This is a genomic window from Staphylococcus auricularis, from assembly GCF_051172115.1.
GTDB classification, from domain to species: domain Bacteria; phylum Bacillota; class Bacilli; order Staphylococcales; family Staphylococcaceae; genus Staphylococcus; species Staphylococcus auricularis_A.
The window spans coordinates 1-19075 of record NZ_JBPIZN010000007.1 but is presented as its reverse complement, the minus strand read 5'-3'; the positions used below and the strand labels follow the sequence as shown (position 1 = coordinate 19075).

Below are 19075 nucleotides of genomic sequence, written 5' to 3'. Positions count from 1 at the left end.
TTAACATTAGAAATCTCTTTACGCGTACCGCTTCTCAAGATCATGCATCTATCGCAGAAGCAACTTGGTATGTCGTTTCGGTATCATTTTAATAGTAACATAAATTCACACATGAGCGTATGTGAAAGCTATGCTACTTTCAATACAACAAGAAAAGCACCTACTCCTATACGTCATAAGAGTAGATGCTTTATAATCAAATGATTTAACTTCGACAATCAGTCAGAAAGCGATTATTCTTTACCTTCTTCGTTTTGACCAGCAACTTCTGGTTCTTCAGGTTCTTGTTCGCCTTCCATTTCTTCAACTTCTTCTTCAGTTGGTTCATCAGTTGGAGGAACAACAGAAACGACTGTGTCGTTTTCATCATTTTCGATTGTGTAATCTTTAGAAGCTTTAAGTTCAGAAACTGAAATAGATTCGTTGATTTCTAAATTGCTGATATCTACTTCGATTTGTTCTGGGATATTGTCTGGAGTAGCTGTGATTTCAAGGTCGAATAGTGGTTGTTCAACAACGCCACCTTCTTTGGCACCTACAGCTTCCCCAACTAATTGAACTGGTACTTCTACAGTACGTTCTTCAGTCATATTGATTGCTAAGAAATCAATGTGAGTGATTTTGTTTTTAAGTGGGTCGAATTGATAATCTGAAACCATGACTTTGATTGTTTTAGAACCAACGCCTAGGTCGATAACACCGTTACGACCAACTTCACGGATGACTTTGATGAATTCAACTTCATCTACTTTTACAGAAACGTTTTTAGTACCGTAACCATATACAACGCCAGGTACTTTACCTGCATTTCTAAGTGCTTTTAAGTCTGAACGTGTTTGTTTACCTTGACGGATAATAGACTTCAATGCAGTCATTATATATTTCCACCTTTCAAATATTGCTCTAATCGAGCTCCTCACTTGCCCATCAACATCAATCGTTGCTTGCAAGTGTTTATTCGTCCGTAAAATAACGAACGTTCATATTATACACGGTAGTTAACTTTTAGTCAAATAGTACACTAACAGATTCACGTTCATAAACACGTACAATAGCTTGAGCAAGGAGTCCAGCTACTGATAATTGTTTAGTGTTTTCCGGTTTTTGAGAATCATCAAGTTGAATTGAATTTGTAACAACTAATTGTTTGATCGCTGAATTTTCAATGCGATCTTTGGCAGGGCCTGATAATACAGGGTGTGTACAGCAAGCGTAGACTTCTTTTGCACCTTTATCCATCAATGATTGGGCAGCTAATGTAATCGTACCTGCTGTATCGATGATGTCATCAATGATAATAGCAGTGCGTCCTTTAATTTCACCCACGATGCTCATCACTTCTGCAACGTTTGGTTTTGGTCGACGTTTATCGATGATGGCAATTGGTGTTTTTAAGAAGTCAGCAAGTTTACGTGCACGTGTTACACCACCGTGGTCCGGAGATACAACGACACATTCATCCATATCGATATCTGTGCTGTTTTTGAAATAATTCGCTAAGATCGGTACACCCATTAAGTGGTCGATTGGAATATCGAAGAAACCTTGAATTTGAGGTGCGTGTAAGTCTAACGCAATCATGCGGTCTGCGCCTGCTGTTTCAATTAAATTCGCTACGAGTTTGGCTGTGATAGGTTCACGGCTACGTGCTTTTCTATCTTGACGTGCATAACCATAATAAGGAACAACGATGTTAATATTTGCCGCTGATGCACGTTTACATGCATCGATCATAATAAGTAGTTCCATCAAGTGTAAGTTAACGGGGTTTGATGTTGGTTGGATAATAAATACGTCACAACCACGAATACTTTCTTCAATGTTGATTTGGATTTCTCCGTCGCTAAATCGTTTAACTGAACATTTACCGAGTTCAATACCGACATGGTCCGCTACTTCTTGAGCTAACGGTTCATTCCCCTTTAGTGAAAAGATTTTTAAAGAAGAATTCTTATATTCGTTGTTTAACATTTTAATAGTCCTCCAATTAGTTAATTCAATTCATTTATCTACCGCATGAGCAATGTGACACGATTATGATTGTGGCTCGTTCGTTGTGCGCCTGCATTTTTCTCTAACTTATTTATTAGCTACAACAGCTATATGTTCGATATATTCAAGCTTGTTATGATTTATAGTATCCTTCTTTTGTTGTTTGTCTACTTCTTGCAATCGCAAAACTGTCATCAGGTACCTCATCTGTAATAACTGAACCTGCAGCAGTGAGTGCGCGGTCACCTACACGTACAGGTGCGATCAGGTTGGTGTTACATCCGATAAAGGCATCTTGCCCGATCGTTGTCTTGAATTTATTTTTACCATCGTAATTCACTGTTACAGAACCGCAACCGACGTTGGTGCGTTCACCGATTGTTGCGTCGCCGATGTAACTGAGGTGTGGTAATTTGGCACCTGTTTTAACGGTTGAATTTTTAACCTCTACAAAGTTACCGACTTTGACTTCATCACTGATGTGAGCGCCTGGTCTCAATTGAGCAAATGGTCCAATTTTTACATTATCGCCTACCGTTGAATCATCGATCACTGACTGTTTCACTTTAACGTTAGAACCGATTTGACTATCTGTGATTTCAGAATGTTGACCGATCACAGTATCTTCGCCAATCACGGTATGTCCCTTTAAAGAGACCCCGGGTTCAATAACAGTGTCTTCACCAATTTGAACATCAGCCCCTACGTATGTATGGTCAGGATCTTCAAATGTCACACCATTTTTCATGTGTTGCTGATTAATACGGCGTTGTAAAGCTTTCGTAGCTTGACTCAACATGACGCGATCATTGACGCCCATGATTTCTTCAAAATCATCTGTATGATAAACCTCTACGGTACCTTGTTGGTCAAGGATAAGAGATAATACATCTGGCAAATAATATTCACCTTGTGCATTATCGTTTTTAACATGCTCTAGTTGTTCAAACAATGTTTGATTATCAAATGCAAAGATACCAGAGCTGATTTCTGTAATTTGTTGTTCTGTAGCTGTTGCATCTTTTTGTTCTACGATCTTAACTAATTGTTGTGATGCGTTTCTTACAATACGTCCATAGCCATATGGAGCTGGAGCAGTCGCAGATAATACAGTTGCTTGTGCGTGGTGCGCTTCATGGTGTTCGATTAACGCATTTAGCGTTTCTGCGGTAACCAATGGTGTGTCCCCACAAACCACTATTGTCGTACCTGATTCTCCTTTTAAGTGTTCTGCTGCCGTGTTGACAGCATGTGCAGTACCTAATTGTTCTTGTTGAAAACTATATAATGATTGATCATTTAATGTTTCTTTCACACTTTCAGCACCATGCCCAACTATTGTCACAATTTGGTCTACACCAGAACTTTTAACGTTCTGTGCTACATGTTCGATCATCGATTTACCCATGATGTCATGTAGCACTTTATATTTTTTCGATTTCATACGCGTACCCTTGCCTGCCGCTAGTATGATTGCACGTCTTTGCATGAATGCTACCCTCCAGTAAAATATACACTACATTATCATTATAATTTAACGAGATGCCAACTTTCAAGTTGCAATTACCTGATGTATTTCTTTTATGAAAATTAATGTTTGCAAAGATATAGTATGGGGTACGATATACCTAAACCAAAAAACAATCGTCCAACTAAGAAAAAAGAAACGCGCAGTCATTGAAATATTCAAACGTTCGCTTTGATTATAAAGAAAAGGTTGGATTTCCTATCTTGAGAAAATCCAACCCTTATACCTAAGATTTTATAAACTTTATTAAGCTTCCTCGTTTGAGTCTTCATCGGATGATTGCGCATTTCTATCAGGAATCACTTCGTCTGTTTCATCGTAAACTTTCATCACAGCGTCTTGGATTTCCTGTCTCATTTCTGAGTTAATTGGATGCGCAATATCGCGGAATTCACCATCTGGTGTGCGTTTGCTTGGCATTGCGACAAATAAGCCTGAATTGCCTTCGATTACGCGTAAATCATGGACAACAAATGATTCGTCTAAAGTAATCGAAACGAGTGCTTTCATTCTTCCGTCAGTTTGTATTTTTCTTAGTCTTATATCTGTCACTTTCATGTAGTGAGCCCCCCTAGTTCTCTTTATATAGAAGCCTAATAAATAATTAATTAAAGCTATATTACGAATTCACTTGTGATATAACTTCAATTTCAACTTTAACATTTTTTGGCAATCTTGCAACTTCAACGCAACTTCTCGCTGGTTGATGGTCACTAAAATAACTTCCATACACTTCATTGATTTGTTGGAAGTCATCCATATTAGAAATGAATATGGTTGCTTTAACTACTGATTCAAGATCTGAACCCGCTTCTTTGAGTACTGCTTTTACGTTTTCAAGCACTTGTTTGGTTTGGGCTTGAACATCTTCACTTACGATTTCACCATCTACGTTCAATGGAATTTGTCCTGATGTGTATACGAGACCATTGATTTCCACTGCATGGGAATATGGACCTAATGCTTCAGGTGCATTAGAAGTATTAATCGTCTTCATGCTGCAAAATCGCTCCTTTTAAGAAAATTTATCTAAACTGTTGCCCTCTTCGACTGTGAATTGTTGATTATATTCATCGACATCAGATAATCTAGCTAGCGACGTATAATCCTCAATCAATCGCTGTTCAACCTCTTTAGATTCTACTAAGATTGATACCCCTTTCACATGCGCCTTAAACTCGTTCATGAGATTCATCACGCCGTTGATAGAACCGCCAGCACGCATGAAGTCATCTACGACTAGGACATTAGAGTTTTCAGGTAATGTGCGTTTAGACAATACCATCGTCTCGATCTTACGTGTAGACCCTGAGACATAGTTGATTGAAACGGTAGAGCCTTCAGTAACTTTGTTATCTTTTCGAATCACGACAACAGGTAGATTGAGTACACCTGCAACCGCATTGGCTAAAGAAATACCTTTCGTTGCAATCGTCACGACTGCATCTAAATCTTCGTCCATGTAGATAGTGGCGATGAGCTTACCTACACGATTTAATAAAGTGGGGTTACCCATTAAGTCAGATAAGAACAAATAGCCACCAGGTAATAATCTGTTTTTCTCGCGCAAACGTTCAATGACATCGTAAACCACTTCTCTCGCTTCCTCTTTGCTCATCATCGGTTTATACGTCACGCCACCACTTGCACCAGCCGTTGTGATCACGGTACCTAATTTTTCTTTTTGGAATGTAGATTTAATAATTTGAACATCTTCACTGATTGATGATTTAGCTTGCTTAAATTTTTCAACAAAAAAAGTGAGCGGCACTAATTCATTTGGGTGATTCATTAAGTATTGCGTCATAAATACGATACGTTCGCTTCTTTTAAACCGCATTTAGCTCATCCCTTCTATCCTAATAATCTTACTAAATATACTTCGTTACAGCACCCATTGACTGAGTTGTAAATATGCTTTGCCTGACTGACCTTTTGAGCTAAGCCATAAACGGTAGGTCCGCTGCCACTCATCACTGCACCATCAGCCCCACTGTTCAGCATATTGTGCTTTAACTTTAATATTTCTGGATGCATCTCGTTTGAAACTATCTCTAAGCGATTTGACAAACTTTCACAAAGTTGTTGGTAATCTCCATTTTGTAATGCCTCAACGCACATATGTGTATAGGTCTTACAGGGTTCCACGAGCTTGAGCTGTCTGAAGACTTCTGGTGTAGATAAGCCAACGTTAGGTTTAGCGACGACGACCCAAGCAGAAGGTGGTTTATTCAACAGCTCAATATTACCGCCAATCCCTTTACAGAGTGCTGTCTGACCTTGAATACAGAAAGGAACGTCTGTACCAATTTCTAACGCAAGCGTGCGCAGTTCGTCCATTGAAAGCCCCAAATCAAATAATTGATTCATACCGCGCATCGTTGCTGCTGCATCAGTAGAGCCCCCGCCGAGACCTGCTGATACGGGAATATTTTTATCTATACTAATCGTGATGCCTGAATCGATATGGTACGTCTCTTGCATTAATTTAGCCGCTTGATAGGCGAGGTTTTTAACCCCTGTTGGAACATAATTTTGCTCCACATCAACGACGATTTGTTGATCATTACGTATTTCAAAAGAAAGTCGATCATTTAGATCAATCGTGGTCATAATCATTTCCACTTCATGATAACCATCAGCACGCTTAAAGAGTGTGTCTAGCGTAAAATTTATTTTAGCCGGAGCTGTTTCATAAATCATCTTTTCACCCTCTTTCATAGTCGATATGGTAATGTATTGATTTTAACATATTGGCGCATGAATACGTGTGTGATAACTAAGTTACCTTGGTGTATGAGATGCAACATACTTTACTTTTGATTCATTAATATTGATCCTATGACTTAAATATTTATTTTACATGAAAAATTTTTTAGAATAAACATTTACGTGATACTTTATAACAATGATATGTATTGAAGAAGGCAACTTTTGAATGATGTTTAATTTAGGAAAATAACAGCGGCTCCTCAATGAGATGTGTAGAAAATGAGCGCGAACGAAAAAACGGGGACAGGTCATAGGCTCTTCTATTTCATTTAGCCTGTGGTACCTGTTCCCGTATAATAGATCGGTGTTAAAACGCCTGCGTTTCATTCAATACAGCATGAATAAAACGCGATAATTCATTTACATCACTGATTAAAATGTAAAGTGAATTATTAGTGTGCAATTGCTTCTTGTTGACTATCTTCTTCAAAAGAAACTTCAACGTTTTCTGTTAATACATCTGTATATGTATATGAAACACGTTCAAAATTGTATTTATCTTGATCTAATTCAACAATAAATACGGATGCGTATGTTTCTTTCAAAACACCACTACGCTCAATTATTTTTTTACGACCACCGTTTGCTTTAAGTAAAACACGGTTTCCTAAATGATCATCAAGTGAATTTTTGATGTCTACAATAGATTTTGGCATATTGCCCCACCTCGCTACATATTGTATAATAACACATTTTGCGATATATTGTCAAATAAAATTCTAATTCTATCAATAGGTAGTAAAGAAGTCAACTCTTTAAAACGTTAATTCAGGGAAATTTTTCAATTCGTGATAAAGTCGTGAAAAATCTTGAATTGACAAGGTTTCACCACGTCGATTTATCTCAATATCTGCTGATTCTAACCACGTGCGTATCGCCTCTTTGTGTTGTTTCCCTTCGAAAAAGAGATTTTGGTAATTGTTATAAATCGTTTTACGGCGCTGGCTAAACGCACCTTTCGTCAATTTGAAAAACTGATCCGTATCGTCTATTTCAACGATAGGTGTTTGTCGTTTCATCAACTTAACGACAATGGAATCGACATTAGGTGGGGGCATAAATACAGACTTCGGCACCGTGAGCACCTTGCTTGTTTCAGTGTAATATTGGGCGACGATAGACAATGAACCATACGCTTTCGTTCCGACCTCGGCGTTCAATCGTTCACCTACTTCTTTTTGCATCATCACAACATAACCGTCAATAGGTAGATTTTGTTGCATTAACGTGAGTAGAATCGGAGTCGTGATGTAGTAAGGCAAGTTGGCCACAACCATGATTTGATTACAATCAGCGAGTGTTTGTTGGACATGTTTTGCGACATCTGCTTTCAGAATATCTTCATTCACAACTGTCACATTATCATAGGGTGCTAACGTATCATCTAACACCGGAATGAGGTGACGATCGATTTCGAATGCTAATACATGTTTCGCTTGTTTTGCGAGTTGTTCTGTCAATGATCCCATGCCTGGACCGATTTCGATCACGCCTGTATGCCCATCGATATCACTTGCTTCGATGATTTTATTAATAATATTCACATCGACTAAAAAGTTTTGCCCTAAGCTTTTTTTGAATTTAAAGCCATATTGTTTGAGCAAAGCAGCTGTACGCGTCGGTGTTGCGATATCTTTGTGATCCAATCAATCGTCACTCCCCTCTGGTTCATCTAATGCATTTCTGACATCTGCTTCTGTATAGCCGAATGCATTGAGTTTCTTAACTAATTGCTTCCCGTTCGAATGCCCAATATGTAGTTTAGTTCCTAATTTTTCTCTTTTTCTACGAGCATCAGGACCGATGATTAATCCTAAATCAATCAATACCGCTTTGCTGATGGTTTCGTTTCCCTCTTCAAACGGGGTGCTAACATGGCTCAAAGCTTCTCGTATATCTGAAAGTTGGGCATGTTCTACACCGATTTTACCGCGTTTATTACGCGCTTTTGCACGATCGATGAATGCGTGTTTGACACCTGGAATGGCATCTCGAATTGTATGGCGAATTTTATCACCCGGGAAATCAGGGTCAGTCAGTACTATGACACCTCTTGTTTCTTGAGCTTGTTCAATCACCGCTAATGTTTCTTTGCTGATGGCACTTCCATTTGTCTCTATCGTGTCACACTCTACAGCACTTTTCACACGTTGTGTGTCGTCTCTACCTTCTACCACCACGAACTCATTTATTTTCACTTGAAGACACCTTTCTTTAATTTAAAAAAAGAGCGGTATAGAAAACTATATAACAGCTATCCGGTTTTACCGTCTTAGCCCTGTCTTGCCTTGAGGAACCTGTCTTAACCGTTAACCATAGTATTCATATACCTGCTCTCAAATGGTCTTGTACTTCACTTCTAGCATGCAGCGCTTCGTTTTTCCTAAGTAAATTGCTCTACGCCATGCCATTAAAGCACATGTTTAATCTTTTTTAATTTTAAACAATCTTTCTGCGTTTTCTGTTGTTTGTCGACACGCTTCTTCGTAACTTACGCCACGTAACTCAGCAATCTTTTCAGCAACTAATGTGACACGTGCAGGTTCGTTACGTTTACCTCTGTATGGGTGAGGAGATAGGAAGGGTGCATCTGTTTCAACTAATAGACGATCGAACGGTACGTGTTCAGCCACATCTTTTGGTAATTGGGCATTCTTGAACGTCACTGGACCACCTAATGAAACATAGAAATCCAAGTTGTTGATCACATCATCTGCAACTTCAAGTGTGGCACTAAAGCTATGCATGATACCGCCAACTTCTTCTGCATGTTCTTCTTTAAGAATTGCGACACAGTCTTCAGTTGCTTCTCTATTATGAATAATGATCGGTAAGTTCACACGTTTCGCTAATGCGATTTGTTTTCGAAGTAAATCTTGTTGTACATCTTTAGGTGATTTATCCCAATGATAGTCTAAGCCCGTTTCACCAATACCAATCACTTTCGGATGATCTGCTAACGATTCAATCCATTCTAAACGTTCTTCAGTACAATCAATGGCATCGACTGGGTGCCAACCGATAATCGCATATAAAAAGTCGTATTCATCTATAAGTGACATCGCGCGTTCAATCGTAGGTGTATCAAAACCGACGACAAACATACGGTCAACGCCGTTATCTCTTGCGCGTTGAATCACTTCTTCTAAATCTTCTTCGTACTCTTCAGCGTTTAAATGAACATGTGTATCTATTAGCATCACATAACACTCCTTCAATCTTATTATTTAATCACAGCACCATTTGGTATGGCATTCGGTAAGCTCACTAATGTTAATACATTTTCTTTTTCAGCAGATAAAATCATACCTTCTGATTTATGACCCATGAGTTTAGCTGGTTTCAGGTTAGAAACAACTGCTACTTTTTTACCGATAATATCTTCAGGTTGATAGAATTTCGCAATGCCTGAAACAATTTGTCGTTGTTCGTTACCTAAGTCGACTTGTATTTTCAACAATTTATCTGACTTGTGCACTTGTTCTGCATCTGTAATCGTCGCTGCTTTAATCTCTACTTTATCGAACTGTTTGATATCGATTTGTTCTTTGCTTTCTTCCTCTTCTGGTTCAGGTGCAGGAGATGACGCTTGCATAGATTCTTTAATATATGCAATTTCTGCTTCTGTATCCAAACGTGGGAAAATTGGTGTTGGTTTGTCAGTCACCATCACAGGAGATGTAAGCGCGCCGTATGCTGCTAAGCTATCAAGTTCGAACAGTTCAGGTGCATTGATGTTTAATTGTTCAAAGATTTCTTTAGGTGCATGTGTTAAGAATGGACGTAACATCACAGCGATGAAACGAATATTTTCAACTAAGTGCGCCATGACATTGCCTAACATGTCTCTTTGACTGTCATCTTTAGCTAAAATCCATGGTGTTGTTTCATCAATGTATTTATTTGTACGACTGATGAGTTTCCAAATCGTAGCTAAAGCAACAGAGAATTGTAAGTCATCCATGTTTTGTTGATATTTTTCAACTGTGTCTAACGCAAGTTGTTCCATATCTTCATCTAACTCATGTTTAGGTCCTTGGTATGCAGGTAACTCACCATCGAAATATTTATTGATCATAGAGATCGTACGGTTAACTAAGTTACCTAAGTCATTAGCTAAGTCATAATTTGTACGTTCGACGAAGCCTTCTGGTGTAAATACGCCGTCTGAACCGAATGGCAATTCTCTTAATAAATAATAGCGTGTAGCATCTAAGCCGTAGCGATCAATTAATACGTTAGGATCGACGACATTACCTTTAGATTTACTCATTTTGCCATCTTTCATAAGCACCCAACCATGTGCGAATACTTTTTTAGGTAGTGGTAAATCAAGTGCCATGAGTAAGATTGGCCAAATGATAGAGTGGAAACGCACAATTTCTTTCGCCATAATGTGCACGTCAGCTGGCCAGTATTTTTGGAATAATGAATCATCGTCAGATAAGTAACCTAATGATGAAATATAGTTTACTAAGGCATCAATCCATACGTAAACCACGTGTTTAGGATTAGATTTAACACGAATACCCCAGTCAAATGATGTACGAGAAACAGCTAAATCTTCTAACCCTGGTTTAATAAAGTTATTAATCATTTCATTTTTACGAGATAACGGTTGAATGAAGTCTGGGTTTTCTTCGTAAAATGCGAGTAAACGATCTGTGTATTTAGATAGATTAAAGAAATAGCTTTCTTCTTTAATGAGTTCGACTTCGTGTCCAGAGTCAGGACTTTTACCGCCGACGATTTTACCGTTTTCATATACAGGATCTACTAATTGTGTTTCAGTGTAATACGTTTCATCAGGTACAGAATACCATCCTTCATATTCACCTAGGTAAATATCACCTTGTTCGAGTAAACGTTCAAAAATTTGTTGTACCACGACAGTGTGTCGTTCTTCTGTTGTACGGATAAAGTCATCATTCGAAATTTCTAATTTCTTCCATAGTTTTTTAATATCCGCAATCATTTCATCTAAGTAAGCAATCTCAGTTTTGCCTGCTTTGCGAGCTTTTTCTTGGATTTTTTGTCCGTGTTCATCTGTACCAGTTAAATAGCGAACGTCATAACCCTGCATGCGTTTATAGCGTGCAATGACGTCACCAGCTGTTGTTGTATAGGCATGCCCAATATGTAAATTACCACTTGGATAATAAACAGGGGTCGTTATATAAAATGTTTCTTTCGCCATTCGTGTTCCTCCTCTTTTATACACTATAAATAATATCTAAATTTATGACGCTTTTCAATGAAGGATATTGCGATGATCGCTATGTCTTTCATAGGTTTATAGCATGAAGCAATTCTGCTGATTGATCCGTGATTGTTTAACGCACGCCGTGATAAATATCGTAAACGTCACCTGTTTTCATGGCTCGATCTTCTGCGACCGCTTTAATCGCTTTTTTGGGTTTTAAATCATCATGTTCAATGTAATAATCCACGTGTTCAGTGATTGTCATGGCTTCAAACCAAGCAGTGTCAACTTGTGGTGCTGCACCTTCAATAAGTATGACAAATTCACCTTTAAGCGGTATCGTTTGTTCAAGTTGTTCTATTAAGTCAGTGACAGCAGCCGTCGTCACTTGTTCAAACTTTTTCGTCAGTTCACGGGCTATCGTGATTCGACGTTTATCATCTATTTCAGCAATCGTATTGAGCGTATCTTTTACACGGTAAGGTGATTCATAAATGATTAATGTACTTGCTTGATACATACGTTCAGCAAGAATAGCGTGTTTGTCTTTCGTTTTTCGTGGCAAAAAGCCTAAAAATGTATAGGTGAATGAGGGTAGACCGCTTGCCATTAATGCTGTAAGTCCTGCATTGGGACCTGGAATCGTTGCAACGGGGATATCTTGCGCGCGTGCAGCGACGACGAGTTCATAACCTGGATCACTGATTAATGGGAGACCCGCATCTGAAACGAGTGCTACATCATTACCCTGTAACAAAGCCTCTATCAGACTATCCGTTTCTTGTTCCTTGTTATGATCATGATATGATTTGAGAGGTGTCTCTATATCATAATGGTTACACAGTTTCTTCGTAACCCGTGTATCTTCACAAGCAATTAAATCAGCCTGTTGTAACGTTTCTACTGCTCTATACGTAATATCGGACATATTACCGATGGGCGTACCTACAAGATAGAGTGTAGCCATATTAATCCTCCTCTCTAATCAAACGTAATTTTTGTTTGCGTGAAAATTGTTTAATCTGATACTCGCGTTTGAGTGCTTCTGATTTGGAATCATACGTTTCTTGATAAACTAAGTCTACGGGCAGTCTTGTTTTTGTATATTTGGCACCTTTACCCGCATTATGTGTTTTTACGCGTTGCGTGACATCCTTAGCGTATCCAGTATACAAGGAACCATCATTACATTCCACAATATAGACATAATGTTTATCCATAGTATATCTCTCTCATTTCCGGCGTATAAGCACCTGTCACGTCATAGATGTAAAATGGAGGTGCGATCTCTAATCCTTGATTACCACCTTTACGTGCTTCAACGACAATCGTTTGTGCTGAACGATCCGGTTTACTATAAATGAAGTGCACTTTTTTAGGTTCTAATCGATAGGTACGCATCGTTTCAACGACATCCATAAAGCGCTCTGCCCGATGAACCATGATAAAGCGACCTCCCTCTTTTAATAAGTGTCGGGCCGCCATACAACAATCATCCAATGTACACATGACTTCATGTCTAGCAATCTTATGTGCTTCTTTCAGATGTTGATGGCGTTGATTCGTTTTAAAGTAAGGTGGGTTGCATGTAATGAGGGAAAACTGAGACGGTGCATAATGTTGACGAACGTCTCTCAAATCTAAATGACGCATATGTATCCGTGAACCTAACCCATTATAAGTAATAGAACGTTGCGCCATATCGACCAATTGTGATTGTATTTCAACCGCTTCAATATCTTGCGTTCCTTTATCACTTAATAAGAGTGCGACAACACCATTACCCGAACATAAATCCATGATGCGGTCATGCTTTCTTACACTCGTAAAATGACCGAGTAAAAGTGCATCCGTCGAAAATGAAAACACATCATCATTTTGAATGATTCTCAAATTTTCCTTTAATAAATAATCGAGTCGCTCGTTTGGTAGCAACATGTAAATCCCCCTAAAACGACAAGAAGATGCCCTATAATTCAAGATAGCGCATCACGTTCTCTCATCTTACATTACTCATGATTTTATATCTAATCATCATTTAACACTTCTAAACAAAACAGGCAATCATCACCTTGTCGATGCTTACCAAATAGCTCACCTTTACAAATGTGAAAGCCTTCATTATATAATCTTGCAAGGTTATCTTTACTGCGCAAGGGTTTCTTCGCCTTCGTTTGATAGGTTTGTGCTGATTTAGGGACCGCTTCATCTTTTTCAAACAATGATTTTAAATTATCGTTCTCGAGTTGAAGTGCAACATTTTCTTCAACAAGCTCGACGGCAACGTCTTTTAATGCAGCCATGTTTTCATTCAAACGATTTACATTTTGCTCTAATTGTGAGAGCCGTTCAAATAGTTCACGTCGGTCCACCTTGGCTCTGCCTCCTATTTTTGTGTTTCTAACTCTTCTACTTTATATTCTAACGGCTGCTCTAAACCATCTACTTTGACTTGCATAGAGATATCTAAGATATTTAACCCAACGACTTTACCATAACCTTCTGGTGTCGTCACGACTTCGCCCACGTCAGGTAATTGAGCACGTGCTTCTTCATAATAGTCATTTTCATATTTTAAGCAACACATTAAGCGACCACATGCACCTGAAATTTTAGTTGGATTAAGAGATAGATTTTGATCTTTCGCCATTTTAATTGAAACAGGTTCGAAGTCTCCTAAGAATGTAGCACAGCATAATGAGCGACCACATGGCCCAATGCCACCGAGTAGTTTCGCTTCATCTCTCACGCCGATTTGTCTCAGTTCTATACGTGTTTTCAGTTGTTGCGCTAAAATTTTTACCAACTTTCTAAAGTCTACACGGTCATCGGAAGTGAAATTGAAGATCACTTTTGATTTATCTAAAATGTATTCGCAGTTAACAAGACGCATGTCTAATCCTTGTTGTTGGACGACCTCTTTACATAGTTGTAAAGCATCTTCCGCATCACGTTCATTTTGTTCGTGTTTTTCGATATCCTCTTCAGTAGCCACTTTGATAATTTGTTTTAAAGGTAAAGTAATGTCTTCGTCAGCCACTTCCAATAGATCGTATTTTACTTGTCCCATTTCATTACCACGCTTAGACTCAACGACCACCCATTGTCCTTCTGTTAGCGTATACCCATTGGGTGCATAATACTCTAATTTTCCTGCTTTTTTAAAGTTTATCCCAGCAACTTGTTGCATTACTGTCTCACCCCATTTATTACAATTTGTTCAAAAACAAGCGTTGGATTTACATTTTGATTTAATTTTTTGTGTGCTTCTGTAATTTGATCATACATCAAAGTGATTTGGTTATAATCTAATTGATTCGCATATTGTGTCATACTATCTTTATGCTCACTGTAGATTAACTGGTCTGTCATCCCCACTTTGGTATGCATTATATCTTCAAAAAAGCCATTCACTGCTGCAAGTGTCAATAACTGTAAACGTCTGTTTTTAGCTTGTTTTAATAAGTCTACAATCGCAATCAATGCCATTTCATAGTTAGTGAATAGAAGTTGGCACCATTTTAAGATTGCTTTTCGCAATGCCATTAAATCCGTTTCTTCATTTAAAGACAGAGCTGTATCTCGTTGTGTCGTATATGTAGAAAGCAACTCAGCGACAGGTCTAGAAATCCCTTCATCTTGAAGTCTGAGTACAAACTGTTGTTTATCTATTGGTTTAAAATAAATATGTTGGCAGCGAGAATGGATGGTATCTAATATTTGTTCAGGTTTCGTTGATAAGAGAATGGCAATGGTTCTTTCAGGAGGCTCTTCTAAAAATTTTAATATACTGTTTTCCCCTTGTACCGTCAACTTTTCAAAGTCTTCGATGATGTATACTTTATGTGACCCTTCGATTGGCAATTGATTCATGTGTCGTACGAGTTGTTCGATTTGGTCTTTTTTTAATGTATTTTCCTCTGTAGAAACATACATATAATCAGGATGATTACGTTCTGTTACTTTTAACTGACATTGAGCATCCTCATCACACAAAATAAGTTGTGCAAACGCTATTGCGACTTGCTGCATTTTCTGAGCGTCATCGCCTTCAAACAAATAGGCGTGCGACAATTTATCTGAATGATACGCATTCGTCAGCATTTGTTGTTCATCCATCTATCTCACTTACTCCTTTACATAAAAAAGTTGCCATATATGTAGCACTCTACGCTTTTGATGACTTCATCACAATCACTTTCACTTGTGACTGATGAGATGCGCGCACATATAGGACAACTCAGACTTTTTAGAATTGATGGAAGGCTTCAACAGGCATTACGAATACTGTTGCACCGCCCACTTCTACTTCTACTGGGTAAGGGATGTAAGAATCCGCACTACCGCCCATTGGTGTAATCGGAGATACGAGTTGTTCTCTGTTACCACAAGTATCATTGATGACTTTCAAAATATCGTCCAAACGATCATCGTCTACACCAGATAAGAAGGTCGTATTACCCGCTCTTAAAAAGCCACCTGTTGTCGCTAATTTTGTAGCTCTAAAGTTGTGCTTAACAAGTTGGTCTGAAAGCTCTTGACTATCTTGGTCTTGTACAATTGCTATGATCATCTTCATTTTCAAAACACCTCTCCACTATATTATATCATAATTTTTCTAAATATTTTATGATCGCATCATACGTTGTAGCAACTACGGTGTCAATCTCTTGATCTGCATCGACCACTGCAAAACGCGCTGAATCTCGTTGAATAATCTGTTGGTAGCCTTCTACCACTTTTTCATGAAATTGACGCGTTTCTCGATCCAATCGGTTTTGGGAACGTTGATTTTGTTGAATGCGTGCCTGTCCGACTTCGACACTCACATCTAGATAAACGGTTAAGTCTGGGTAAACGTCATTGATGGCAAATGCATTAATGGCCTCAACTTCTTTCATCCCAATTCCTCTCGCATACCCTTGATAAGCGAGTGAGCTATCGATATAACGATCACACAACACGACTTGTCCTTTTTCTAATGCAGGTAAAACTTTCCCAACCAGATGTTCTCTGCGGGATGCTGCAAATAGCAACGCTTCAGTACGTTCGTCTATTGCGTCACCCTCTAACAGTATTTCTCTAATTTTTTCACCAGTAGGTACACCACCTGGTTCTCGAGTGAGCACGACATCATATGTGTCAGATAACTGTTCTGCAACACGTTTCATGACTGTGGTTTTACCAGAACCTTCTGGCCCTTCAAAAGTAATAAATGCCGACATGACTACTCATCCTTAACTTTAATCTGATTATTAGTTAATCCTTCAACTGTCATATTTGAACGAGACCAACTTTCTAATAATTTTAACATATCCGCACCGATCTTTTCTCCCGCGAACATCATAGGAATTCCAGGTGGATATGGAATAATGTGCTGTGCCAAAATTTCACCTTGTGCTTTAGCCAATGGGATCCATTTCGAGTTAGCCATTGTAGTGGCAGTGTAAGCACCAACCGTAGTTGAATTTGGCATTGATGTCATAGATGGCTGCTCAGTCGAGACTTGAGGTTGTACGTCGATTTGTGCAATACGTTTTAACAATAAATCAAACGGATAATGATCTCCGTCATGCCATAGTGGGAGTACCCATAACACTTGATACGTATCCGCAAGTTCTACATAAATATGTTGGGCTTCAAACACTTTCTGTAATTGAAAACCTGAGTATCCCGGCACTGTTAAAATTAATTTTAAAGGATCATCTACTTCCTTAACTTCTATGGATTGGGCATTTAACTGTTCAATCAGTTGTTGACGCTTACGAAAGAATCGTTGACTATCATAATTTTGGTAAAACGTGTGCGCGGCTTCTAAACTTGCCATGATTAAATATGATGGACTTGATGTTTGGAAGTAATTCAACCCCTGTTTCACAGCTTCTTGAAGAGGTGCATCTTTATGGACATATAACACCGATCCCATCGTTAATGCGGGTAACGTTTTGTGATACGATTGAACGACATAATCAGCACCCATTGTTAACGCACTAGCAGGAAAACCATCGAGACCAAAGTGTGCGCCATGCGCTTCGTCTATAAAGACAGGAATCTGTTGCTGATGAAGCGCGTTAATCGTGCTAGCTAAATCAAAGGTTTCTCCATAATAATTCGGGTATGTAAAGACAGCCAACTTATTCTCTTTGATATACTCTATAAATGGTGAAGTCAGGGGTGTCTTAAATTGATATGTTGTCTCACTCAACTGCATCGGTAGAATTTTAGCAGTTCCTTGTACTAACTCCAACGCGTGAAAGACTGACTTGTGCACATTTCGTGCAATTAAATAATCCCCGCTATTATGTTTAAATGCATGTATGACTGCAAGTATGCCCGAAGTCGTCCCGTTCACTAAAAAGTATGCTTCATAATCAGGATGCTTGCGGAGTTGCTGCATACTCTCGGCGATGACTTCTTCTGGCTGATGCAAATCATCAAGACCTGTAATTTCTGTCATATCCATCGCCATAGAAAGTTGGTTTAAATCGCCAATCGTATTATTTTTATGGCCCGGCACATGCATAGAAATTGGTTCGTTACGTATAAGTTGATTGAGTTTGTTGTTAATCGGTTGGCTCATAATATGCCCTTTCTACGTAATGGAAAATGAAGTACTGAAAACGCTGCTGTATTTCAATAGTCCATACGTACATTGATTTTGATGAATGATTACTCTTTCAATACTAAAACATCAGTATAGGGTTCGCAACGATTTGTAAAATGTGAGTTAGATAGAACATACCATTCTCGCGGAACATAAGTCGGCTACCATGGGCGCTAAGGAGCTTCCCCCTACTTGAGCCAAGCGCTCGCCTCATGACTCTCTACTTGAGACAATCGTTCGCATCTCGACTCCTCTCAATTTTTCCTGACTCACTTACGTTCTAGTAAGCTCGTGGCGTCAAAATTTCGACTCGTGTGCTTCAAACGCTTTCTCTGCGTAGATTTTTTACTTATATGTCATTTTAAATCATTTTCTTTTTTTACATTACTTACCCTTTGTAAGCTCGCTGTGTCGAAATTTTAACTCGTGTGCTTCAAACGCTTTCTTTGCAAATGGATTATTTTATCAATCAATTTGATAGGAACTTTATTTTCTACTTTTTCCTAGTGAAGCGAGAAAAGCTCACTACATGTCTATATATCAAGTTTTATTGAAAAGAAGTATTTTACCTGAGACTCCTGAGGCAAATAGCTGAAGGCGAAAATCCACTATTTCAGTGCGTCTAGCGATGAAATAGTTAGTTGAGCCAAAGCGCCTAGGAAAGCAAAAAAGGTCACGAAGAAAGCGTTTAGAATTTGAGCAAAACCGAACAGTGAGCAAAACTGATTTCCAAGTTTTGGCGAACTGTGACAGTATTTGACGAGAATTCTGCTTTCGAAGTGACGTCTATGTAAGCGATATTAATGATATTTGCGCGAAGGATAAAAGACGTAGTGGAAATAAAACGTTAAAATTAGGCATAAAAAAAGAGACCTCTCGGTCTCGGCTCATCGCATCTCTGCTTGCCTGGCAACGTCCTACTCTCGCGGAACGTAAGTCCGACTACCATGGGCGCTAAGGAGCTTAACTTCTGTGT

The 19075-nt window shown here is 38.7% G+C and carries 21 protein-coding genes; all 21 read right to left on the bottom strand.

Going from position 1 to position 19075, the window contains the following annotated elements; translation table 11 throughout:
* Positions 1 to 233: 233 nt before the first annotated feature.
* Positions 234 to 875, bottom strand: coding sequence for a 50S ribosomal protein L25/general stress protein Ctc (locus ACSBRB_RS09850; protein ID WP_203071742.1), 642 nt, complete (start codon positions 873 to 875; stop codon positions 234 to 236).
* Positions 876 to 1005: 130 nt separating this feature from the next.
* Entirely contained in the window at positions 1006 to 1971 is a 966-nt protein-coding gene (locus ACSBRB_RS09845) for a ribose-phosphate diphosphokinase (protein ID WP_059107956.1), read from the bottom strand.
* A 154-nt stretch (positions 1972 to 2125) separates the two neighbouring features.
* A complete protein-coding gene (gene glmU, locus ACSBRB_RS09840; RefSeq protein ID WP_435032653.1) occupies positions 2126 to 3481 on the bottom strand; it encodes a bifunctional UDP-N-acetylglucosamine diphosphorylase/glucosamine-1-phosphate N-acetyltransferase GlmU in 1356 nt (451 codons plus the stop codon).
* Positions 3482 to 3766: 285 nt separating this feature from the next.
* Positions 3767 to 4078 (bottom strand): septation regulator SpoVG, encoded by a 312-nt coding sequence (gene spoVG, locus ACSBRB_RS09835; protein WP_059107706.1) that lies wholly within the window; start codon positions 4076 to 4078, stop codon positions 3767 to 3769.
* A 61-nt stretch (positions 4079 to 4139) separates the two neighbouring features.
* Positions 4140 to 4517 carry a RidA family protein gene (locus ACSBRB_RS09830; RefSeq protein ID WP_059107707.1) on the bottom strand — a complete coding sequence of 126 codons (378 nt, stop codon included), beginning with the start codon at positions 4515 to 4517 and terminating at the stop codon, positions 4140 to 4142.
* 18 nt (positions 4518 to 4535) lie between these two features.
* Positions 4536 to 5360, bottom strand: coding sequence for a pur operon repressor (purR, locus tag ACSBRB_RS09825; RefSeq protein ID WP_435032652.1), 825 nt, complete (start codon positions 5358 to 5360; stop codon positions 4536 to 4538).
* 14 nt (positions 5361 to 5374) lie between these two features.
* Positions 5375 to 6223 (bottom strand): 4-(cytidine 5'-diphospho)-2-C-methyl-D-erythritol kinase, encoded by an 849-nt coding sequence (gene ispE, locus ACSBRB_RS09820; protein WP_435032651.1) that lies wholly within the window; start codon positions 6221 to 6223, stop codon positions 5375 to 5377.
* 461 nt (positions 6224 to 6684) lie between these two features.
* Positions 6685 to 6948 (bottom strand): Veg family protein, encoded by a 264-nt coding sequence (locus tag ACSBRB_RS09815; RefSeq protein WP_059107710.1) that lies wholly within the window; start codon positions 6946 to 6948, stop codon positions 6685 to 6687.
* A gap of 99 nt (positions 6949 to 7047) precedes the next feature.
* On the bottom strand, positions 7048 to 7938 hold the full coding sequence (gene rsmA, locus ACSBRB_RS09810) for a 16S rRNA (adenine(1518)-N(6)/adenine(1519)-N(6))-dimethyltransferase RsmA (RefSeq protein WP_435032650.1): 891 nt from the start codon (positions 7936 to 7938) through the stop codon (positions 7048 to 7050).
* A complete protein-coding gene (rnmV, locus tag ACSBRB_RS09805) occupies positions 7939 to 8490 on the bottom strand; it encodes a ribonuclease M5 (protein WP_435032649.1) in 552 nt (183 codons plus the stop codon).
* Between the two features lie 225 nt (positions 8491 to 8715).
* A complete protein-coding gene (locus ACSBRB_RS09800) occupies positions 8716 to 9492 on the bottom strand; it encodes a TatD family hydrolase (RefSeq protein WP_435032648.1) in 777 nt (258 codons plus the stop codon).
* A gap of 23 nt (positions 9493 to 9515) precedes the next feature.
* The gene (gene metG / locus ACSBRB_RS09795; RefSeq protein ID WP_435032647.1) at positions 9516 to 11489 is read right to left on the bottom strand and encodes a methionine--tRNA ligase; all 1974 of its coding nucleotides are present in this window, start codon (positions 11487 to 11489) and stop codon (positions 9516 to 9518) included.
* Between the two features lie 136 nt (positions 11490 to 11625).
* Positions 11626 to 12462, bottom strand: coding sequence for a 16S rRNA (cytidine(1402)-2'-O)-methyltransferase (gene rsmI / locus ACSBRB_RS09790; protein ID WP_435032646.1), 837 nt, complete (start codon positions 12460 to 12462; stop codon positions 11626 to 11628).
* A gap of 1 nt (position 12463) precedes the next feature.
* Positions 12464 to 12715 carry a GIY-YIG nuclease family protein gene (locus ACSBRB_RS09785; RefSeq protein ID WP_435032645.1) on the bottom strand — a complete coding sequence of 84 codons (252 nt, stop codon included), beginning with the start codon at positions 12713 to 12715 and terminating at the stop codon, positions 12464 to 12466.
* Positions 12708 to 13433, bottom strand: coding sequence for a tRNA1(Val) (adenine(37)-N6)-methyltransferase (locus ACSBRB_RS09780; protein ID WP_435032644.1), 726 nt, complete (start codon positions 13431 to 13433; stop codon positions 12708 to 12710). The genes ACSBRB_RS09785 and ACSBRB_RS09780 overlap by 8 nt, the downstream gene beginning before the upstream one ends.
* An 89-nt stretch (positions 13434 to 13522) precedes the next feature.
* Positions 13523 to 13867 carry a DNA replication initiation control protein YabA gene (gene yabA / locus ACSBRB_RS09775; RefSeq protein WP_435032643.1) on the bottom strand — a complete coding sequence of 115 codons (345 nt, stop codon included), beginning with the start codon at positions 13865 to 13867 and terminating at the stop codon, positions 13523 to 13525.
* Between the two features lie 14 nt (positions 13868 to 13881).
* Positions 13882 to 14685, bottom strand: coding sequence for a PSP1 domain-containing protein (locus ACSBRB_RS09770; RefSeq protein WP_435032642.1), 804 nt, complete (start codon positions 14683 to 14685; stop codon positions 13882 to 13884).
* Positions 14685 to 15614 (bottom strand): DNA polymerase III subunit delta' C-terminal domain-containing protein, encoded by a 930-nt coding sequence (locus ACSBRB_RS09765; protein WP_435032641.1) that lies wholly within the window; start codon positions 15612 to 15614, stop codon positions 14685 to 14687. Before ACSBRB_RS09765 ends, ACSBRB_RS09770 begins: the two co-directional genes overlap by 1 nt.
* A gap of 130 nt (positions 15615 to 15744) precedes the next feature.
* Complete coding sequence (locus ACSBRB_RS09760; protein ID WP_059107721.1) at positions 15745 to 16074, bottom strand: cyclic-di-AMP receptor; 330 nt, start codon at positions 16072 to 16074, stop codon at positions 15745 to 15747.
* Positions 16075 to 16102: 28 nt separating this feature from the next.
* Positions 16103 to 16720, bottom strand: coding sequence for a dTMP kinase (tmk, locus tag ACSBRB_RS09755; RefSeq protein ID WP_435032640.1), 618 nt, complete (start codon positions 16718 to 16720; stop codon positions 16103 to 16105).
* A gap of 2 nt (positions 16721 to 16722) precedes the next feature.
* Entirely contained in the window at positions 16723 to 18075 is a 1353-nt protein-coding gene (locus ACSBRB_RS09750; protein WP_435032639.1) for an aminotransferase class I/II-fold pyridoxal phosphate-dependent enzyme, read from the bottom strand.
* Positions 18076 to 19075: the final 1000 nt, after the last annotated feature.